The following is an 18,268-nucleotide window of genomic DNA, read 5'->3' as shown; positions in this document are numbered from 1 at the left end:
GGTGCATTGGCGGTCTGGTCCAGCGTGTCCTCCACGCGGCCCAGCGCCTGAAACTCCCTGTTGATCTGCTCCAGAAAAGCATCCGGCGCTTCGGGTGTCGGACGAGGGCGATATTTGAGAACAAAGGCCGTGTAGCCCTCGGCGGCGAGGCGTTCGGCCACGCGGAAGCCCTCGCTCTCGATGGAGACGAAAGAGAATCCGCCGCCCGGCACGATGATGACGGCCTGGCCGTTCCCGCGTCCGTTCTTTGGCATCACAGGGTAGATCGAAGGTTTCGAGACATTGCGCACCCAGACCTGTCCGAAGACCCGGTTCCACTGCTCGGTGTCGGCGGCGGTCTCATCAACGGTGGGCAGATAGACTTGCTGACCGGGAACGGCCGGCACGATCTGGGCGGTGGGACCGGTGTCGGCGGTCTGCGCTGCGGCAGAGCCTGCCCATGTGAGGCCCAGAGCCAGCCCCAATAACCATGTCTTCATCGCGCGCCTCGCCTTTTTGTTTCCTACGAGCCAGACAAACGACTAGCGGTGCGGATGGCAAGGATCTCAATTGATCAGGCCTGACCAATTACTCCGCAAACATGAGCGGTTCGGTTTCGTATCCCAGCGCTTCGGCCTTCTCCAAGATCCGGTCAATCACCGCCTGCTCCGGGTCTTCGTCGCGGGCGAGGATCCAGAGATATTTGCCATCGGGGGAGCCGACGAGGGCGGCGGAATAGTCAGGTTCCAGATGCAGGATCCAGTAGTCGCCCCAGGCGAAGGGGACCCAGCTGGGGGCGAATTTCACTTTCAGTTTTGAATTGTTCGAGCCCTCGACAGGTTTCGCGACGCCTTCGGCGACATCGCGCTCGCCGGTCTTTTCCTTGGTGCAGGAATTGGTGACGGAGATGCGGCCATCCTCGCGCAGGCCATATTCCGCCGTCGTGTCGGTGCAGCCCCGTTCGAAACTGTTGGGGTAGCGCGCAATCTCGTGCCAGAGGCCGGCATAGCGCTCCAGATCGACGCTTTCGACGGTCGGCGGCGGCGTGGTCTCATCGCGATAGTCAGGCTGGGTGAGAATGGAGCAGCCGGCCGCGAACGGGACGAGGGAGGCAAGGGCGAGGGCGGAGAGGGCGTGTTTCATAAGTCTTGTCCGGGTTACTGGAAGGTGCGGGAGAGAAACGCGCCAAACGTGAATTGGTCGCGTGCGCCGCGCAGATCCACCAGGGGCGCGTCGCCCGCATCGCCTGCCAACTGGTCATAGCCGGCGATCATGACGAGCGACCAGCGATTGTCCCGGTCGAGCGGGACAAAGGCGCTGGCGCCGAGCCCGTAGGAATAGAGCCCGCCATCGGCCTCATATTGCGGCAGGCCGGAGCGCACCGACTGGAGCGGTGTCACGCCAAAATAGGCGGAGGTATAGTCGCTGTCGGCGAGGCGGATACTCGGGCCGGCAGACCAGAAGACAGGCGGGCCGAAGCCTGTGAGCCGGCCGCGCCAGGATGCGCCGAGGTCTGCGACGAGCCCTTCATGGCCGCCGAGCCCCTGTCGCACTTCGCCTGACAGCGCAATGTCGCCCACCGTCCATCCGACAAAACCACCGACCTCGATTGTCGTATCGACATCGCCAAGGCCGAGCAGGTCGTCTGTCTCACCGCCTGTGACAGAGAAGGTCTGGTCGCCATCCTCATCGCGCGAGAAGCGGACCCTGGCGATCGGGCCGGCGGAGAGAGTGTCCGAGTTGAACAGCCGATAGCCGACGCCGTCCTGAACCGATGCAAAGAAGCGCGCGCCATAGCGAAACTGGAGGTTGGGAAGGACTTTCAGGTCATAGTCATCGTCGCCCTCATAGGTGGGCGAGGTCAGGACGCCCGCGCCGACGCTGACCTGCCAGCCGTCGAGCGGCTCGCGCTCCTGCGGGTGGGCCGTGAAGACGAAGGCGGCGCTGCCCGTGAGAAAGGCGGCGGCTGTCAGGGTGTATTTCATGGAAGGGTCCGTCTGCTGATCGCTTTGATCTGTCTACGGCAGGCCGCCCCCAGTGGATCAGCCAAGAGGTCTGTGCCCGGCAAGACGTGAAACCCTTCTGGAGGTCAGGCGGTTGTTCTCTTGGCCCGATTGGGGCAAGATCACGGTGGTGGGCTGATCGATGTCAGGCGCGCCCACTATTTTGATCCTTTGGGACTGATCCGTCTCGCGAATTGGAGGGCCGCATTGTGTCCGGCAATCCCGACCACGGCCATGGCGAGCATCTTGTTACGCCTGCGATCGCACGCTCTTCGCTGTCTATCGTTATTTCGGACCCGAGACTGCCAGATAATCCGATCGTCTACGCCAATTACGGCTTCGAGGCGCTGACCCAGTACAGCCCTGATTACGCGATCGGGCGCAATTGCCGTTTCCTGCAGGGCGATGAGACGGCGACAGCGGATATAGACCGCCTGCGCCAGGTAGTCGCGAACCGGCAGGAAGACACGATCCGGATAAGGAATTATCGCGCAGACGGCAGCGCCTTCATCAATGAAATCCTGCTCTCCCCGATTGAGGATGAAAGTGGCGAGGTCGAGGCCTTCCTGGCCGTGCAACGTGAGGTGGCCGAGCAGGAGGATGGCAACGCGGCTGGAACAGGGGGCGGCAAGCGGCCGGCTCATGACACCCCGTCCAACGTCATGCTGAGTGAACTGCAGCACAGGGTAAAGAACCATCTGTCCATGGTGGTCAGCCTGATCCGGACCTATTCACGCCGTGATATCACGCGCAAATCCTTTGACGCGCTGGCGCACAGGATCGAGTCGCTGGCTCTGCTCTACGATGAAATGATCAAGCCCGGAGAGCCGGGCGAACACCATGGTTCATGGATCAATGGTGGGACATATCTCAGCCGTGTCGCGAATGTTCTGTCCGGCATCAGCGGCAATGCGTCGGTGCGCATGGTGGCAAATTGCGAGCCTGTGCAGATTTCAGTCGATGCCGCCGGTCGGCTCGGCCTGCTGCTGACGGAATTCCTGACCAATGCCTTCGAGCACGCCTTTGTGGACGGCGAGGGCGGGACCATCACGGTCCGCTTCGAAAAGGTGGAGGGCGAGCGGGTGCAGCTGATCGTCGAGGATGACGGCGCCGGGATGCCGGCGGGCAGCAAGTGGCCCTACCGATCACGGAGTGTCAGCCAGCAGCGCGATCTCGCTGAAAAGGAAAAGGGCGTTCTCGATACGACGAGTGGCAACTCGCATTCGGGCCTTGGCGGCAGCGTCGTCCTCGGCTTGACGAAATCGCTCAAGGCCGACCTCGATGTGCAGTCCGGCCCGACGGGGACCCGGATCACAGTCGAGCTGTCAACAACCGGCGCGGCCGATACCAACGGTCAGTAGGCAGGCGGAGAGAGGGGCTTACTCCCTCTCCGGCCAGCCGCCCGGCGGCGGCAGGGCGCTCGCCACTTCGCGGTAGGGTTTCCAGGCGCCCTCATATTTCTTCAGGATCAGCAGATAGGTGTTCGGTATCTCGACCCGCTCGCTTGCGCCCTCGGGCAGGTAGGAGATCACCGTGGTGCCATACTCATAGGCCCAGTCCTCATTGATGACGACCAGCTCCTTCGGGGTAATGTCGAGGCTGTAGCCGGGCGGGAAGGGGCCGTTCGTGGCGCTGGCGAACGTCTCAAGATGCGCCGGGCCGCCGGGCATGACCTGCTGGAAGTCCGGATGGCTGAGCGCACCGAGGGCCGCGAAATCCTGCGCGGCCATGGCGGCCATGAAATCCTCGCGGACCTGATCGATGGCAGCGGCTTCTGCGGCGGTATCGAGCGCAGGCTGCGCGTCAGGTGCTGGCGTTGTCGCGCAGGCCGCAGCGAGGGCGAGGCCACTGGCGATGGTCATTGTCGTAAAGTGTTTCATAACGTCCCTCCGTAGCGTGTCGCAAACGAAATGTAGGCCGCCTGCGGCGACGATCGCAAGCCTTGCCACTTAACCCGCGAGGCAAAACCCGTTACACGCCTCCTCCATGAGCGAAGAGACCCCCATTCCCGGCCAGTTTACCGCGGCCACGCTGTCCGAGGCGCTGCCCTATATCCAGCGCTATGACCGCCAGACCGTGGTGATCAAATATGGCGGCCATGCCATGGTCGATGCAGAGCTTGCCGACGCGTTTGCGCGCGATGTCGTGCTGCTCAAACATCTCGGCGTGAACCCGGTCATCGTGCATGGCGGGGGCCCGCAGATTGCGAGCCTGCTGGAGCGGCTTGGTATCCAGTCGGAGTTTCGCGACGGCCTCAGGATCACTGATGATGCGACCATGGAAGTGGTCGAGATGGTCTTGTCCGGCCCGATCAACAAATCCATCGTGCGCGCCATCAACAAGGCAGGCGGCAAGGCGGTTGGCCTGTCAGGGTCGGATGCGGATTTGATGCGGGTCAAGCGCGCCACACGCACGACCAAGGATCCCGACAGCCATGTCGAACAGGTTATCGATCTTGGCTTTGTGGGTGAGCCGGAAGCGATCGACGTCTCGGTGCTCAACCTGCTTGGCAATTACGATCATGATTTCATCCCGGTGATCGCCCCCGTCGGCTTCGATACAGAAGGCAAGCGCTACAATGTGAATGCCGATACCGCCGCTGGCGCCGTCGCCGCCGCCCTGGGCGCGAGCCGCCTGCTGCTGCTGACCGATGTCGCCGGCGTGCTCGACAAGCACAAGGAATTGATCCGTGAAATCAAGGCAGACCAGGTGGCAGACCTGATTGCGGACGGTACAGCGTCAGGCGGTATGATACCGAAGCTTGAAACCGCTGCCGGAGCCGTCAAGAATGGGGTTGGAGGGGCTGTCATCTTAGACGGCCGGGCAAAGCACGCCCTGCTCATGGAGCTATTTACCGAACATGGTGCAGGTACGATTGTTCTTTAAAGGAATGGCGGCGGTCTCGCTGGCGCTTCTTTCAGGTCTTGGCATAGCCGGCGGCGCAGCAGACGCGCAGGCCAGCAACAAGGGCTGGTCGCTGTGCAATCGCACGTCTTATGTCATCGAGGCGTCTGTCGCGCGCTATGAAGGCCAGGGCGTTGTCGTCGATGGCTGGAAGCGGCTGCGGCCCGGCGCTTGCGAACTGGCGCTGGCCGGCGAGCTTCGCCCCGGCGTGCATTATCTTTTCGCGCGTTCCTCCACGGCCCATCGCGGCGGTCGCAAGATCTGGGGCGGGGACTTTCCGCTCTGTGTCGACACGACGGGCAGCTTCTCTGTCGAAAGCCCGCAGGACTGTTCGGCCATGGGGCTGGAGCCGCGCGACTTCCGGCCCGTGCTGATCGAGAACAAGAATAGCTGGCGGACCAGTTTCACGGAAACAGAAGAGTATGACTCCGAAGAATCGGCCGCTGCGGGCGTGCAGCGACTGCTCGCCGATGCAGGGGTCTTCAATGGCAATATCGATGGCAATATCGGGCGCAAGACGCGCGCGGCGATCGGTGAGTTCCTTAGCCAGAATGACCTGCCGGCAGAGACCAGCGATGATGATCTGATCGATGTGCTCGAACAGATCGGGCAGGAAAGGGGCCGCAATATCGGGCTGACGCTGTGTAATCGTACCCGCAACCGGATCTGGAGCGCGATTGCGCGCCGGCGCGGTGAAGGCTGGGAAAGCCGGGGCTGGTGGATGCTGGAAAGCGGCGGCTGCGCGCGTGTGGTCGATGAGCCCCTGCTGACGGCGGAGCATTTTGTGTTCGCCGAGATGGAAGAAGACGGAAAGATGCGCACCTTGAAGGAGGCCGCTGATCCATTCTGTGTGTCGCGGGTGCGCTTTGCGATCCTCGGACGCGATAATTGCGAAGCATCCGCGCACCGCACGGCCATGTTCAAGGCGACGCCGCCAGCTCAAGACCGCCGCCTTCTCTTCGAGTTTTTCGAGCGCGATTTTGCCGAGGCGGACTCGTGACAGCTGAGCGGCTCGACCTGAGCCGGATTCTCGGGCGCGATGTCTGGGTCTTCGATCTCGATAACACGCTGTATCCGGCCGAATGCGATCTATTTGCGCAAATCGACCAGCGCATGACCGATTTCGTCGCCCGCTTCCTGAGAATGGACCGCGCCGAAGCGCGCGCCCTGCAGAAGCAGTATTATGCCGAGCATGGCACGACGCTCAAAGGCATGATGACCATGCATGGCATGGCGCCAGAGGAATTCCTCGCCCACGTCCATGAGATTGACCTGTCGCCGCTGCCTGTGCTGCCGGACCTGTGTGAGGCGATTGCCGCACTGCCCGGCCGCAAGCTTGTCTACACCAATGGCTCGCGCGGCCATGCCGAGCGCGTGACCGAGCATATGCAGCTGAATACCGTATTCGACGGCCTGTTCGGCATCGAGGACAGCCTGTATCACCCTAAGCCCGCCGCTGAGGCCTATGAGGCCTTCTGCCGCCATCATGATGTCGACCCGGAACGCGCGGTTTTCTTCGAGGATCTCGAACGCAATCTCGCGCCGGCCCATACGATCGGTTTTGCCACCGTGCTGGTCCAGTCCAGCAAGGACTGGAGCCATGAGCCCATTGAGGCGAGACCCGCCGGGCCAAGCGACGTTCACCAGCCGCATATCGATTACGTCACCGACAATCTCACCGGCTTCCTGCAGACCGTGCTGAAAGCGCTTCATCCAGAACGGACATCCTTGCCTTAGGCTCTGTGTTTCCGCATGGATGGGAGGCGGCTGCGAATGGCGCCATCGCGCTTTGACGACAAGGAGGATGTGACATGAACTCTCGTATCGGCCTTTTGCTGGGACTGGCCTTCATCGCTATCGCGGCGTGCGGGCAAACCGAGAGCCCAGCGTCCACGCCTGTCTCTGATACAGGAGAGACCGACGCAGACCTCATTGCCGATGGCCGCGACATCGTTGAGGACCAGTGCACGACCTGCCACGCCATCGGAGCGAGCGATGACAGCCCGAGAGCAGACGCGCCGCCGCTGAGGACGGTTCTTGCCGATTTTGATCCGGAGGCGCTCGCAGACGATTTCCGCGAAGGGATCCATGTCGGCCATCCGGATATGCCGGATTTCGAGTTCGGGCCGATCGGAACAGATGCCGTCCTGGCCTATCTCGTGTCCATCCAGGCCCCTCAGCCCGTCGATTGACCGGCCTCGGCGTCTGCTCAGATGCCGTATTTATTGGGCCGCGCAGCTTTCCGGGGCCTGCAACCGGGGTCGAATTTCGCCATAAGCGGCGAAGTCTGGATAGTGCGCGAGGAGCGCCATGGTGACGCCATTCGTCCAGCCAAACCCGTCCTGCGTTGGATACTCCCCGCCGCCGCCGGGGCGGGCGGTGACGACGTCATATTTCTCGACCAGCTTGCCGCTCTCGCAATAGGCGCGTGAGACCGTTTCCAGCCAGCGCCGCGCGATCTCTCTGGCAAGGGCATCTTCGCCATAGCGCTCCAGGCCGATCACGGCGAGCCAGTGCAGCGGCGCCCAGCCATTCGGCGCATCCCACTGCTGGCCTGTCTTGAGCGGCGTGGCGGCGAGTCCCTGTGGTTTCAGGAGCGCCTGCTCGACGAGACGGGCGGTGGAGGTCGCTTCCTGGGCTGAGGCGAGGCCGAAGTAGAGCGGGTAAATCGAGGCGGCAGACACGCGCCCCGTGCTCGCACCTGTGTCGAGATCGTAGTCGGCAAACGCGCCCATCTCCGCGTCCCAGAGATAGCGGCGCATGGCGGTCTGGCGGGCTTTGGCCGCCTCGTTGAATTTCTCCGCACATGGCGCATCGCCGGCGCGCTCGCAGCCTGCAGCGATGGCCTGCTCCAGCCCGTAGAGGAGCGCATTGAGGTCGGCCGGCAGGATGCGCGTGGTGCGGATGGTGGAAAGGTCCTGTGGATCGGTGAGCCAGCGCGAAGAGAAATCCCAGCCGCTTTCGGCGCCGGCGCGAAGGTCGCGAAACAACTCGGCCCTTTCGCGGGCTGCCCCTTCCGCCGTCTCGCTGTCCTGAATGAAGGATTCGTCGCGCGGCACTGTTCGCGCATCCCAATAGCGGTTGAGGATCGCGCCATGTGGCAGCTCCACGCTGCGTTCGCCGGCCATCCAGAAGGCATGTTCGGCTTTCAATGCGTCCAGATAGGCCGCCCAGGCCGCCGGTTTGTCGCCGGGCGACAGGAGGCCGACCATGGCGAAGAAGAATGGTGGCTGTGAGCGGCTGAGATAATAGGTGCGGTTTGCATTTGGCACATGGCCGAAGCGGGCGATCTGCCAGGCGAAATTATCGACCATGTCGCGCTTGATGGCGTCATGCTCAAGGCCCATGCCGGTCATGGTGAAATAGGCGTCCCAGTAATAGACTTCGCGGAAACGTCCGCCGGGCACGATATAGGGGTTAGGCAATGGGATGAGCGAACCGGCCTCAACGCCTTCATCGGCCTGGCGGGTGAGTTGCGGCCAGAGTGCGCCGATATGAGCAGACAGCGTCGGCGTATCGCCCAAGTCGATGGCGTCATCTGTTCGCACCTCGTCAGGCAGGTCGAACCAGGTCTCGATGAAGCGGCTCAACGCCTCATTGGTCTGCGGGGTTTCCATCTTCCAGACGCGGTTGATCTCATCGGCCGGGGCGCGCGGGACGGCGTCGGCCCAATCCTTCGGATCGACAAGCCCGCTAAGCGCAATGGCGGGATAGGCATCGGGATAACGACGTGAGTGCGGTTGCAGTTCGCTCTGTTTTGCGCCCTCCCGGTCTGCCGGGGGAGATGCACACCCGGCGAGGAGGATCGCGATTGCCGTCAGCATGACGGTAAGCGCCGGGATCGGTTTTTGTGTCATGACGTCTCCGGGGGATGACCTCTGCCTCTATGTCGACTATACGACCGGCGACCTCAAGAGGCAGGGACCAATCGCGCATCGGGCGCGGCCCCAGGCCCAAGCAGACAGGAAATGGAGACACCGCATGACCGCACAGCTTGAGAGCATCATTGAACAGGCCTGGGACGACCGCGCGGATGTGTCGGCCGACACGAAAGGCGAGGTGCGGGGCGCTGTCGAAGAAGCGTTCTCGATGCTGGATGCCGGCAAGGCGCGTGTCGCTGAAAAGGGCGGCGATGGCGACTGGCATGTGAACCAGTGGCTGAAGAAGGCCGTGCTGCTGTCTTTCCGCCTCAATGCAAACGGGCCGATCAAGGGCGGGCCGGGCGGCTCGACCTGGTGGGACAAGGTGCCGAGCAAGTTCGATGGCTGGAGCGCTGACGATTTCGAGGCATCTGGCCTGCGCGCGGTGCCGAATGCTGTCGCGCGGCGTGGCTCCTATATCGCGTCCGGCGTGGTGTTGATGCCGAGCTTCGTGAACATTGGCGCCTATGTCGATGAGGGCACCATGGTCGACACCTGGGCGACGGTCGGCTCGTGCGCGCAGATCGGCAAGGGCGTGCACCTCTCAGGCGGCGCGGGCATTGGCGGCGTGCTCGAGCCGCTGCAGGCCAATCCGACCATCATCGAGGATAATTGCTTCATCGGCGCGCGCGCTGAAGTGGCCGAGGGCGTCATCGTGCGCGAAGGTTCGGTGCTCGCCATGGGCACCTATCTCAGCCAGTCGACCAAGATCGTGGACCGCAAGACGGGCGAAGTCCATATGGGCGAAGTGCCGGCCTATTCGGTCATCGTGCCGGGGACCATGCCGAGCGGCGACAATAAGGGGCCGAGCCTCTACTGCGCGGTGATCATCAAGACGGTGGATGAGCGCACACGCAGCAAGACCGGCATTAACGAGCTGCTGCGGCCCTAGATACTTGCTCTATCTGCGTAATTCAGTGAAATCGCTCCTCAAATGATGAGGGGTTGATTATGCGTGCTTTTCTGGTGGCTTGTTTGCTGGCGGCGGCGGTGCCGGGGCTGGCCTGTGCCGATGAGGAAAAATCCGAAGCGGCGGCAAAACCGATCCCTGATCCGGTCATGTTCGAGACGAGCCATACCGGCACATTTGGCGGTACGCGCGTGGCCTATCCGGTCAAGGGGGGCGAGACCTATATCGCGGGCGAGGTTGGCGAGCCCGCGGCCAGCCTCTTCGCCATCTCCTATATCAAGGACAAGGCCGGGCCTGAGCGTCCTGTCAGCTTTGTTTTCAATGGCGGGCCGGGCTCTGCGTCTATCTGGCTGCATCTCGGCCTGCTCGGGCCGAAGCGCGCCGTGGTGGCGAGCAATGCCGACGCCGATGATGGCGCGGCGCCTTACACGATGGCGGACAATCCGCTCAGCCTTCTCGATGTCACCGATCTTGTTTTCATCGATCCGGTCGGTACCGGCTTCAGCCGGGCGATCGGCGAGGGGAAGAATGAGGACTATTGGAACGAGGCGGGCGACAAGGGCTCGATTGCTGAATTCATCCGCCTCTGGCTCACCGACAACAAGCGCTGGAACGCGCCGAAATACCTGATCGGGGAAAGCTTCGGAACGACGCGGGCGGCCTATCTCGCCGAGGAGCTGACGACGGGCGATGTAGACATCGCGCTCAATGGCCTCGTCCTGATTTCGCAGGCGCTCGACTATGAGGGCTCCACCTCGATCCACGACAATGTCTATTCCTACATCACCTATCTGCCGAGCATGGCGGCGGCCGCGCAGTATCATGGCAAAGCCGGGCAGGGCGTGCCGCAGGACGAGTTTCTGGCTGAGGCGCGGGCCTTTGCGCGCGATGAGTACGGCCCCGCGCTGATGAAGGGCGCGCGGCTCTCAGCCGACGAACGCGCGCGTATCCGGGACCGGCTGGTCTATTTCACCGGGCTCGACGCAGACTATATCGAGACCTCTGATTTGCGCATCCTGATGCCGCGTTTCCAGAAGGAGCTTCTGCGCGATCGCGGCCTTGCCATTGGCCGCCTGGACGGGCGCTATGCCGGCGATGAGGCTGACGACATTGCCGAGACCCCGGATGGCGACGCGGCGAGCTATTTCGTGTCATCGGCCTATTCTGCGCTGATGAACCAGTATCTTGCCGCTGATCTCGGCGTCGACATGGACAGGCCCTACATGCTCTCAAGCGGCGAGGCGGGGTCGAAATGGGATTTCCGCACCGCGCCTGAAGGCGAGTTCTGGGAGCCGAAATATGTCAATGCCGGCCGGCAGCTGACGACGGCGATGCGGCAGAATACCGGGCTCGAGGTCTGGGTCGCCAATGGCCTCTACGACATGATCACGCCCTTCTTCGACGCCGAGGTCACCTTTGGCCGCTATGGCATCCCGCAGGACCGGGTTGCGATGACCTATTATCAGGCCGGTCACATGATGTATCTGCACGAGCCGGCGCTTGAGGCCGTCGCTGCGGACCTGCGCGCCTTCTATGCAGGGTCGCTGGAAGACATGCGTCCGGACTAAGGGGCGCCCCGACTGATCTATTTCGCCTGCGGGCCGACATGGACGTAATTCTGCTTCAGGCTGAGGGCCTCCTCATGGGACGGGTCTGCGCGAAGCGCGCGTTGCAGGTGGTCGTGCGCCTCATTGCGGCGGTGAAGCGCGTGATAGGCGGCGGCCAGGGTGTACTCATAGTCGGCGCGGGCCTCGCCGGGCCTGTAGCCTGCCGCGGTCAGAAGCGCGACGGCGTCGCTGGCCTCTCCGTCTTCCATGAAACCGTCCGCGCATGAGATCACCGCCTGCATGGCGGCTGGGTCTGTGGGGGCGTTGTCCTGTCCGATGAGGATTGCGCCAAAGGCGGCGGATGCGGCGAATGCGCCTGCGATGAGGAGGTGGCTCATGGGGATGTCCTTCCGGGTCTGCGGTGTCATGCAGGAAAGCTAAGAGCCCAAGTGCAAGTCCTGAATTGGCAGAAATGACATTGTATGGTAAGTTTTCGCCAATGACGACAAAACTGAAAAGAAAACCAAATGGCGCAGGCGGGCACCGCGTGGTGACCGTCGCCTATGACAGGCTGTGGCCTCTCGAGTTCGGCATCGCTGTCGAAATCTTCGGCTGGGCGCGTCCCGAGATCATCCACGTGCCCTGGTATGACCATGTGGTGGCCGGGCCGACAGCGCCGATCCGCACGCTTGGCGGCATGACGATGCAGCCCGAGCTTGGTTATGAGGCAATGGAAACCGCTGAGACGGTCATCGTGCCGGCCTGGCGCGACATTCATGAAAGACCGCCTGAGGATCTGCTCGACGCGCTGCGCAAGGCCTACGCCAATGGCGCGCGCATCATCTCCTTCTGCACAGGCGCGTTTGTGCTGGCGCACGCAGGGCTTCTGTCAGGACGGCGCGCGACCACCCATTGGCGTGACCTGCCGGTGCTGAAGGAGAGTTTTCCCGACATCGAGATCGTCGAGGATGTCCTCTATGTCGATGAGGGCGATGTGATCACCTCGGCCGGGTCGAGCGCAGCGGTTGACTGCAGCCTGCATGTCATCCGGCTCGATTATGGTGCGGAGATTGCCAACACAATCGCGCGCAGCCTGGTGACCCCGCCGCACAGGGAAGGCGGCCAGTCGCAATATATCGAGGCGCCTTATCAGGTGCGGCCCGGCCAGTCCGTGTCGGCGACGCTTGAATGGGCGCGCGAGCGGCTGGACCAGCCTGTCTCGATCACAGAGCTTGCCGATCATGCAGGGATGAGCGAGCGGACCTTCCTGCGCCGGTTTCGCGAAGGCACAGGCGTGACGCCGCTGAAATGGCTGCGGCGCGAGCGGATTTTCCGCGCAATGAGCCTGCTGGAAAAGACCGATCTCAGCCTGAATGATGTGTCGGTGCAGTCCGGTTTTGGCTCTGTCGAGACGTTCCGGACGGCCTTCCGGGACATTGCCGGCACCTCGCCGCATGCCTATCGCAAACGGTTCGAGATGCGCGCCGCCGGCTAGCCCAACGTCATTAGCCCAGCGTCAGCTGGATGCCGACCAGGCCGAAATAGGTGGCGAGAATGGCGAGGCCTTCAAAGCCGATGCCGCGCCGTTCGCGCATGATCAGGCCCATGAGCAGGATGGCTGTGATCATCACCGCGCCGATCAGCATCAGCTCGTCCGACGGCGTCATCGCGTGATAGATCGAGCCATCGCGATAGGCGACATCGGAGACGGACAGGAAGAGCACGTCGAAGACATTGCCGCCGATAATGCCGCCCACGGCGAGCTGCAGCGCGCCGCGCCGCACAGCCGTCAGCGTGGTGACAAGTTCCGGCAGTGATGTCGCGACCGCCGTCATCAGTGCCCCGACAATGGTCTGCGAAATGCCGAACTCTTCGGAAATCACAGCCGCCGAGCGGGCAATGCCATAGCCGCAAAGCGCAAGCACGAGGCTGAGGCCCACAAAGCTGGCAATCATGATTGGCAGCGGGCGCTTGCTGGCCGCCTCCTCATCAGGGTCGTCTGCCCGGGTCTCGTCTGTCTGCTCAGGTTGCCACATGGGCTTGTCCTTGAGCGAAATCGCGGCCTTGGCACCGAACAGGTAGACGATGAAGAGCAGGACCGAGACCGGGTGGATCGCAAACAGGGTGATCTCTGGCGAGAAGGCGGCGGCGAGCGGCAGGCTGATCAGCAGCATCAGCGTCGCGGCCATCAGCATATTGTTCGCATCGGCAGCGGCATGTTCGAGATTGACCCGCCGGTAGAGAAGGTCCGCGATGACGAGGAAGGTCGTCTGCGCCGCAATGCCGCCAACGGCGTTGGAGACGGCGAGAGAGGCAAGGCCGTCGCTTGCGGCGGTCAGGGAGGTGACGATGCCGGAGAGGGACGTGCTGGCGCCGAGGAGGATGCCGCCAAAGACCGCCTCGCCAAGGCCGGTTCTGTCGGCCAGCCGGTCTGCGATCGTCGTGATGCGAATGCCTGCGCCGGCCACGAAAAGCGTGGCGATCAGGAAGATGGCGAAGGCGAGCTCAATCGAGATTTATGCGGTCCCCGTTTACGTCCAATCCGGCGTTACTGGAATGCGCGGTCGCAGACGAAGTTCCGCTTTGACGGTTCAGCCGTCTTCCTCGATCGGCGCGTCAGGGTCTCTCACCTTGATAAGGCCATTGCCGATCATGGTGAGGACCAGATCGCCATGCTGGTTGAAGACTTCGTGTTTTGCCTTGGACAGGCCCATATCGGGCCGTGACTTCATCCGGCGTTTCGAGATCAGCGTGGTTTGCGCGCTAAGCTCGTCGCCGGGATAGACCGGCTTGATCCAGCGAAGCTCGTCAATGCCGGGAGAGCCGAGCCCGGCCTGCGGCTCGCCAGACTGCATCGTCTCCACCATCAGGCGCATCATCATGGCGGCGGTGTGCCAGCCCGAAGCCGAAAGTTTGCCGAAAAAGGTCTGCTTGGCCGCTTCGTCATCAAGGTGGAAGGGCTGCGGGTCATATTTCGAGGCAAACTCGATGACTTCCTCACGGGTTACCTTGTAGGTGCGCGGCGCCTTGGTGACGGTGCCGATTTCCAGGTCCTCAAAGTATTTCATTCGCGCGGGCCCTCTCCAGATCGATTGCTCATGACAGATCGGATGGCCCCGCCAAGACTTCAAACCCTGACCTTGGGGAATGGGGATACCGTGTTCGACGCGGCCCTGATTAAATCGACACGCCGGCTTGCATGACCCGTGGCACTTCGGCTTGATGGCGTCCATGGAAACACTTCTCCCTCTGGCCGCCGAGATCGGCGACCGTTTGAAGGCGCGCGGCGAGACGGTCGCCGTGTCTGAATCCTCATCCGGCGGTCTGGTGTCGGCGGCATTGCTGGCCCAGTCCGGCGCCTCGCGCTTTTATCGCGGCGGCGGGGTGATCTATACGCCGCAGGCCTTCCGCGGACTGATAGGCCTTGGCCGCGGCGATATTGAGGGGACGCGGTCATCGACCGAGCCTTATGCGCGCATTCTGGCGAAGACCGTGCGCGGCAAGCTCGATGCCGACTGGGGGCTTTGCGAGACGGGCGCCGCCGGACCGACCGGCAATGGTTATGGCGATGCGGCGGGCCATACCTGCGTGGCGCTCATAGGCGAGGGGCTGGAGATATCGAGAACGCTCGAGACCGGCCTGTCTGACCGGCCCGCCAATATGCGGCTGTTTGCGGCAGAAGCGCTGAGCCTCTTGCTGGACGGCCTGAAGGCGCCCTAGTTCAGCCCGCAGCCTTCAATCGTGATGCGGTGCATGACGCGGCGCTGGCCATGATAGTCATTCAGCGCCCAATGCCATGTCGACCGGTTGTCCCAGAAGGCGATGGAGCCGGGCTCCCATTTGAACTGATACACATGATCGCCGTTCATCGCATGAGCAAAGAGCCGCTGGAGCAGCGCCTTGCCGGCCTCTTCATCCATGCCTTCGATGCCAATGGTGAAGGCCGGGTTCACATAGAGCGCCTTCTTGCCTGACAGCGGATGGGTGATGACGATGGGGTGGGTAACATCGGTCAGCGTGTCGGCGACAGCGGCATTGCCGATCCGTTTGTCGTTCCCGGCAGCGCTTGTGGAGTAATAGCTCGTCTGCGATTTGCCGAAGATGTGGCGGGCCGAATGGATGGCGCGCTTGCCGTCGATCTCCTGCTTGAGGGCGTCGGGCAGGGTTTCGTACGCCCGGTACATGCTGGCAAAGCGCGTATCGCCGCCGCTGTCGGGCAGTTCGCGCGCGACCAGCACAGAGCCGAGCGCTGGTTCGACATCATAGGAATGATCGGTGTGCCAGCCGCCGCCGATATTGTCGCGATCCTCGACATCCTTGGCGACCATGGCGATTTGCGGATGGGCCGGATGCGCGGCGAAGAAGCGGTTCACATTGATCTCGCCGAACCGCTCTGCAAAAGCGATATGGTCATCCTCGCTCAGGGTCTGCCCCCGAAAGAAGATGACGCCCTGATCGGCAAATGCCTGTCTTATGGCGGCGTCTTCGGTCTTGTTCAGATGCTTCAGATCGACACCTGACACCTCGATGCCGACACCTGGCAGTGTTTTCATCTGCATGCCCGCCATCATCTCCTCCCTGATGGTTATTTCGTTCTTATGCCTCCGAGGATGATCCAAAACGGCAGCTCCGGCAACTCATTGCGCGGCTGCAAGAATTGTTGCAGCGTGCGCAAAAAGCGGGGGAGGTCTGCTTGTTGATTGTCTGGTGCTGGCTCGCTGCCGTCATCTCGGTTGTGCTGGCCTATGTCGTCGCTGGACCGATCTGGAAGCGCGAGCATTCCATGTTCTTCGGCGATAGCGAAAAGCCGCTGCAGCTGAGCGGCGCGGTCGGCGAGGTGGTGATCGTGACCGCAGCGGCGCTGTTCCTGCTGGCGATCGATGCGGTGTGCGAGGAGGTCTCGCCCGACTCTATCCTGTCCGCCTATCCGGTGTTCAGCGCCGCATTCTTGGTGGTGGTCGTCATCGGTGTGTATGCCTATGGCGCCTATAAGGGCCAGACGGGCCTGCCCGGCGAGAAAGCCCGGCTGACGGCGACCTATATGGTCTATGGCGTGTTCAGCACCGTCGTGTTCGCCGGCATCTGCCTGCTGGCAGCCCTGATGGTGTCCGAAGCCGTGATCGACGCGAACAAGTTCTCGGCCGAGGCCGACGAGGTGCTGGCGCAGGTGCAGGCGCTTGGCGGCATGCCCATCGCTGCGAAGACAAGCGGGCTCAACATGGCCTTCCTCGACACGCAGGCAGTCCTGAAGCGGCTGGAAGCCTCGATGTCGCCGGTCTTTGTCTTTGCCGCCGGCCTGTTCGCCTTCAACCTTGTGGTTCGTTACACACCGCTTCGCCGCGCCTTCGCGAAGGAAGCGATGTTTGCGACCTATCTGACCACGTTCGTCGCTCTGGCGCTTGTCGTTGTCACAGGCGTCTGGGTGTATACCGGACAGTATAGCAGCTTCATTGGCGATGTTCTCACCGTGATGGCGCCGATGCGGCCTGAGTTCGCTGCCGCCGCACCGGACTTTAATTCGCGCTATGTCGACATCTGGCTGCGACTGGTCGATGATCAGGCGCTGCTTGGTTTCCTGTCGCGGATGAGTGACCAATGGGGCGGTGTGGCGGCGCTGCTGGGCATCTTCCAGTGGAGCGCCGAGCGGTTCAACAAGCCTGAGGCGGACACAACCATGCCGTTGGCCAAGGCAGAGGGAGCGGTGTGAAACTCTTGTCAGTGATCCTGATAATTCTCGTGATCCTCGCCGGGTACGCGCTAGCCGTGCGGTCGGTCACGCTCGGTGATGAGACCATCCCGGCCGACCTCGTCGAGGCAGACCCGCTGGGCCCCGCCAGCGAGGACAGGCTCAATGTCATGATCTGGAATGTCGGCTATGCCGGACTAGGCGCGGACTCAGACTTCAAGGCCGATGGCGGCAAGATGCTGCAACCGCCGAGCAAGGCGGCCGTCGAGCGCAATCTTGAAGGCATTCAGGATGTGCTGCGCCAGCAGGATGCCGATGTGATCCTGTTCCAGGAGCTGGCGCGCGGCGGCTTTCTCAATCGCGGTGTCGATGTGGTCGAGGGGCTGCGGGACGCGCTGCCGGGCTACAGCTCGCACTTCACGTCCGGTATCAAGACCCGTCTTGTGCCAGGCTCAATGGGGCTGCGGCATGGAATGGGTGTTTTCTGGCGGGTCGAGGCCGACGCGCCTGAGATCGTGCGGCTGACCGAAGAGCCTGAGCCGATCCTCGGCTTCATCCGGCGGCGCTATCATGTCCAGGTGCTGGAGCTTGAGCATGAAGGCCAGCCCTGGACGCTGATCGATGTGCACCTGTCGGCGTTTGACGAAGGGGCGAATACGCGAATGCAGCAGCTGCGCGAAGTGATCGCTCTGGCGCAGGCGCACTATGACAAGGGCCGGGCTGTGGCGGTGGGGGGTGACTGGAACATGCGCCTCACCGAGACCGATTTTGCAAATACGTCCGATGAGAGCGCGCTGTTCTGGATCCATGATTTCCCGAAACAAGAGCTGCCTGAGGGCTGGCAGCTGGCCTTCGATCCCGAAACGCCGACCGTGCGCACAAATGAGCGGCCTTATGAACTCGGGCAGAATTATCGCACCATCATCGATGGCCTGCTCGTCTCGCCCAATGTCGAAGTCAGAAGCGCTGAAGGGCTCGACCTCAACTTCCAGATCACCGACCATCAGCCGGTGCGCTATACGCTTGGCGTGAAACCGGCTGACGGCGCAGACGAGGGACCGGTAGAATGAGCGACGTCACGGCCGAGCGCGCAAATGTCTGGAAATTCGGCGCGCCGGTTGCGGGCTATCAGTGGCCGGTCGACGGCGCGAAGGCCAACATCCTGCTACAGCATGGCTATGGCGAATATGTCGGCCGCTATGTGCGGGACTATTCCGCGCTGATACCGGCGCTGAATGCGGCTGGCTTCAGCGTCTATGGCTTTGACGCAGAGGGGCATGGCCGAACGCCGGGGCCGCGCGGGGCGACCGACATGAAGC

21 protein-coding genes are annotated in these 18,268 nt (G+C 62.6%); 12 read left to right on the top strand and 9 right to left on the bottom strand.

Annotated elements, in window-relative coordinates:
- The 3 genes from WA989_RS08515 to WA989_RS08505 all read right to left on the bottom strand — a co-directional run.
- A partial coding sequence (locus WA989_RS08515; RefSeq protein WP_424340074.1) for an alpha/beta hydrolase occupies window positions 1-479 on the bottom strand: 479 nt, incomplete at its 3' end.
- 88 nt (window positions 480-567) lie between these two features.
- Window positions 568-1,122, bottom strand: a complete 555-nt coding sequence (locus WA989_RS08510) for a lipocalin family protein (protein WP_424340073.1) — start codon at window positions 1,120-1,122, stop codon at window positions 568-570.
- Window positions 1,123-1,136: 14 nt separating this feature from the next.
- Window positions 1,137-1,964 (bottom strand): MipA/OmpV family protein, encoded by an 828-nt coding sequence (locus WA989_RS08505; RefSeq protein ID WP_424340072.1) that lies wholly within the window; start codon window positions 1,962-1,964, stop codon window positions 1,137-1,139.
- 227 nt (window positions 1,965-2,191) lie between these two features.
- Here WA989_RS08505 and WA989_RS08500 point away from each other — a divergent pair, with 227 nt between their 5' ends.
- The gene (locus WA989_RS08500) at window positions 2,192-3,343 is read left to right on the top strand and encodes a PAS domain-containing protein (protein ID WP_424340071.1); all 1,152 of its coding nucleotides are present in this window, start codon (window positions 2,192-2,194) and stop codon (window positions 3,341-3,343) included.
- Window positions 3,344-3,361: 18 nt separating this feature from the next.
- Here WA989_RS08500 and WA989_RS08495 read toward each other — a convergent pair whose 3' ends face one another.
- The gene (locus WA989_RS08495; RefSeq protein WP_424340070.1) at window positions 3,362-3,862 is read right to left on the bottom strand and encodes a DUF4440 domain-containing protein; all 501 of its coding nucleotides are present in this window, start codon (window positions 3,860-3,862) and stop codon (window positions 3,362-3,364) included.
- Between the two features lie 106 nt (window positions 3,863-3,968).
- Here WA989_RS08495 and argB point away from each other — a divergent pair, with 106 nt between their 5' ends.
- The 4 genes from argB (at window position 3,969) to WA989_RS08475 (ending at window position 7,078) form a co-directional block, all read left to right on the top strand.
- Window positions 3,969-4,868 carry an acetylglutamate kinase gene (gene argB, locus WA989_RS08490; protein WP_424340069.1) on the top strand — a complete coding sequence of 300 codons (900 nt, stop codon included), beginning with the start codon at window positions 3,969-3,971 and terminating at the stop codon, window positions 4,866-4,868.
- A complete protein-coding gene (locus WA989_RS08485) occupies window positions 4,858-5,886 on the top strand; it encodes a DUF1036 domain-containing protein (protein WP_424340068.1) in 1,029 nt (342 codons plus the stop codon). The genes argB and WA989_RS08485 overlap by 11 nt, the downstream gene beginning before the upstream one ends.
- Complete coding sequence (locus WA989_RS08480; RefSeq protein WP_424340067.1) at window positions 5,883-6,623, top strand: pyrimidine 5'-nucleotidase; 741 nt, start codon at window positions 5,883-5,885, stop codon at window positions 6,621-6,623. Before WA989_RS08485 ends, WA989_RS08480 begins: the two co-directional genes overlap by 4 nt.
- 74 nt (window positions 6,624-6,697) lie before the next feature.
- Window positions 6,698-7,078 (top strand): c-type cytochrome, encoded by a 381-nt coding sequence (locus WA989_RS08475; RefSeq protein ID WP_424340066.1) that lies wholly within the window; start codon window positions 6,698-6,700, stop codon window positions 7,076-7,078.
- 30 nt (window positions 7,079-7,108) lie between these two features.
- On the opposite strand, the gene treF is transcribed toward WA989_RS08475, so the two are convergent.
- On the bottom strand, window positions 7,109-8,743 hold the full coding sequence (gene treF, locus WA989_RS08470; protein WP_424340065.1) for an alpha,alpha-trehalase TreF: 1,635 nt from the start codon (window positions 8,741-8,743) through the stop codon (window positions 7,109-7,111).
- Between the two features lie 124 nt (window positions 8,744-8,867).
- On the opposite strand from treF, the gene dapD reads away from it, so the two are divergent.
- Both dapD and WA989_RS08460 read left to right on the top strand, forming a co-directional pair.
- Window positions 8,868-9,698 carry a 2,3,4,5-tetrahydropyridine-2,6-dicarboxylate N-succinyltransferase gene (dapD, locus tag WA989_RS08465; protein ID WP_424340064.1) on the top strand — a complete coding sequence of 277 codons (831 nt, stop codon included), beginning with the start codon at window positions 8,868-8,870 and terminating at the stop codon, window positions 9,696-9,698.
- A 59-nt stretch (window positions 9,699-9,757) separates the two neighbouring features.
- Entirely contained in the window at window positions 9,758-11,284 is a 1,527-nt protein-coding gene (locus WA989_RS08460; RefSeq protein WP_424340063.1) for a S10 family peptidase, read from the top strand.
- 17 nt (window positions 11,285-11,301) lie between these two features.
- Here the strand turns inward: WA989_RS08460 and WA989_RS08455 are convergent, their stop codons facing one another.
- The gene (locus WA989_RS08455; RefSeq protein WP_424340062.1) at window positions 11,302-11,661 is read right to left on the bottom strand and encodes a hypothetical protein; all 360 of its coding nucleotides are present in this window, start codon (window positions 11,659-11,661) and stop codon (window positions 11,302-11,304) included.
- Window positions 11,662-11,762: 101 nt separating this feature from the next.
- Between WA989_RS08455 and WA989_RS08450 the strand changes: the two genes are divergently transcribed.
- Window positions 11,763-12,758, top strand: a complete 996-nt coding sequence (locus tag WA989_RS08450) for a helix-turn-helix domain-containing protein (protein ID WP_424340061.1) — start codon at window positions 11,763-11,765, stop codon at window positions 12,756-12,758.
- Window positions 12,759-12,768: 10 nt separating this feature from the next.
- On the opposite strand, the gene WA989_RS08445 is transcribed toward WA989_RS08450, so the two are convergent.
- On the bottom strand, window positions 12,769-13,755 hold the full coding sequence (locus WA989_RS08445; protein ID WP_424340075.1) for a sodium:calcium antiporter: 987 nt from the start codon (window positions 13,753-13,755) through the stop codon (window positions 12,769-12,771).
- A gap of 99 nt (window positions 13,756-13,854) precedes the next feature.
- Window positions 13,855-14,331 (bottom strand): MaoC family dehydratase, encoded by a 477-nt coding sequence (locus tag WA989_RS08440; protein ID WP_424340060.1) that lies wholly within the window; start codon window positions 14,329-14,331, stop codon window positions 13,855-13,857.
- Window positions 14,332-14,494: 163 nt separating this feature from the next.
- On the opposite strand from WA989_RS08440, the gene WA989_RS08435 reads away from it, so the two are divergent.
- Window positions 14,495-14,983, top strand: a complete 489-nt coding sequence (locus tag WA989_RS08435) for a CinA family protein (RefSeq protein WP_424340059.1) — start codon at window positions 14,495-14,497, stop codon at window positions 14,981-14,983.
- On the opposite strand, the gene WA989_RS08430 is transcribed toward WA989_RS08435, so the two are convergent.
- Window positions 14,980-15,822 (bottom strand): TauD/TfdA dioxygenase family protein, encoded by an 843-nt coding sequence (locus WA989_RS08430; protein ID WP_424340058.1) that lies wholly within the window; start codon window positions 15,820-15,822, stop codon window positions 14,980-14,982. The genes WA989_RS08435 and WA989_RS08430 overlap by 4 nt on opposite strands.
- A gap of 134 nt (window positions 15,823-15,956) precedes the next feature.
- Between WA989_RS08430 and WA989_RS08425 the strand changes: the two genes are divergently transcribed.
- The 3 genes from WA989_RS08425 to WA989_RS08415 form a co-directional block, all read left to right on the top strand.
- Window positions 15,957-16,970 carry a hypothetical protein gene (locus tag WA989_RS08425; RefSeq protein WP_424340057.1) on the top strand — a complete coding sequence of 338 codons (1,014 nt, stop codon included), beginning with the start codon at window positions 15,957-15,959 and terminating at the stop codon, window positions 16,968-16,970.
- Window positions 16,967-18,019 (top strand): endonuclease/exonuclease/phosphatase family protein, encoded by a 1,053-nt coding sequence (locus tag WA989_RS08420; protein WP_424340056.1) that lies wholly within the window; start codon window positions 16,967-16,969, stop codon window positions 18,017-18,019. The genes WA989_RS08425 and WA989_RS08420 overlap by 4 nt, the downstream gene beginning before the upstream one ends.
- Window positions 18,016-18,268: serine aminopeptidase domain-containing protein (locus WA989_RS08415; protein ID WP_424340055.1), on the top strand; the 253-nt coding region annotated here is incomplete at its 3' end. The genes WA989_RS08420 and WA989_RS08415, both read left to right, overlap by 4 nt.

The sequence above is a fragment of the Henriciella sp. genome (assembly GCF_049649345.1).
Classification (GTDB): Bacteria; Pseudomonadota; Alphaproteobacteria; order Caulobacterales; family Hyphomonadaceae; genus Henriciella.
Note: the sequence above shows the minus strand (reverse complement) of the source record. Positions and strands in the feature narration are given on the sequence as shown.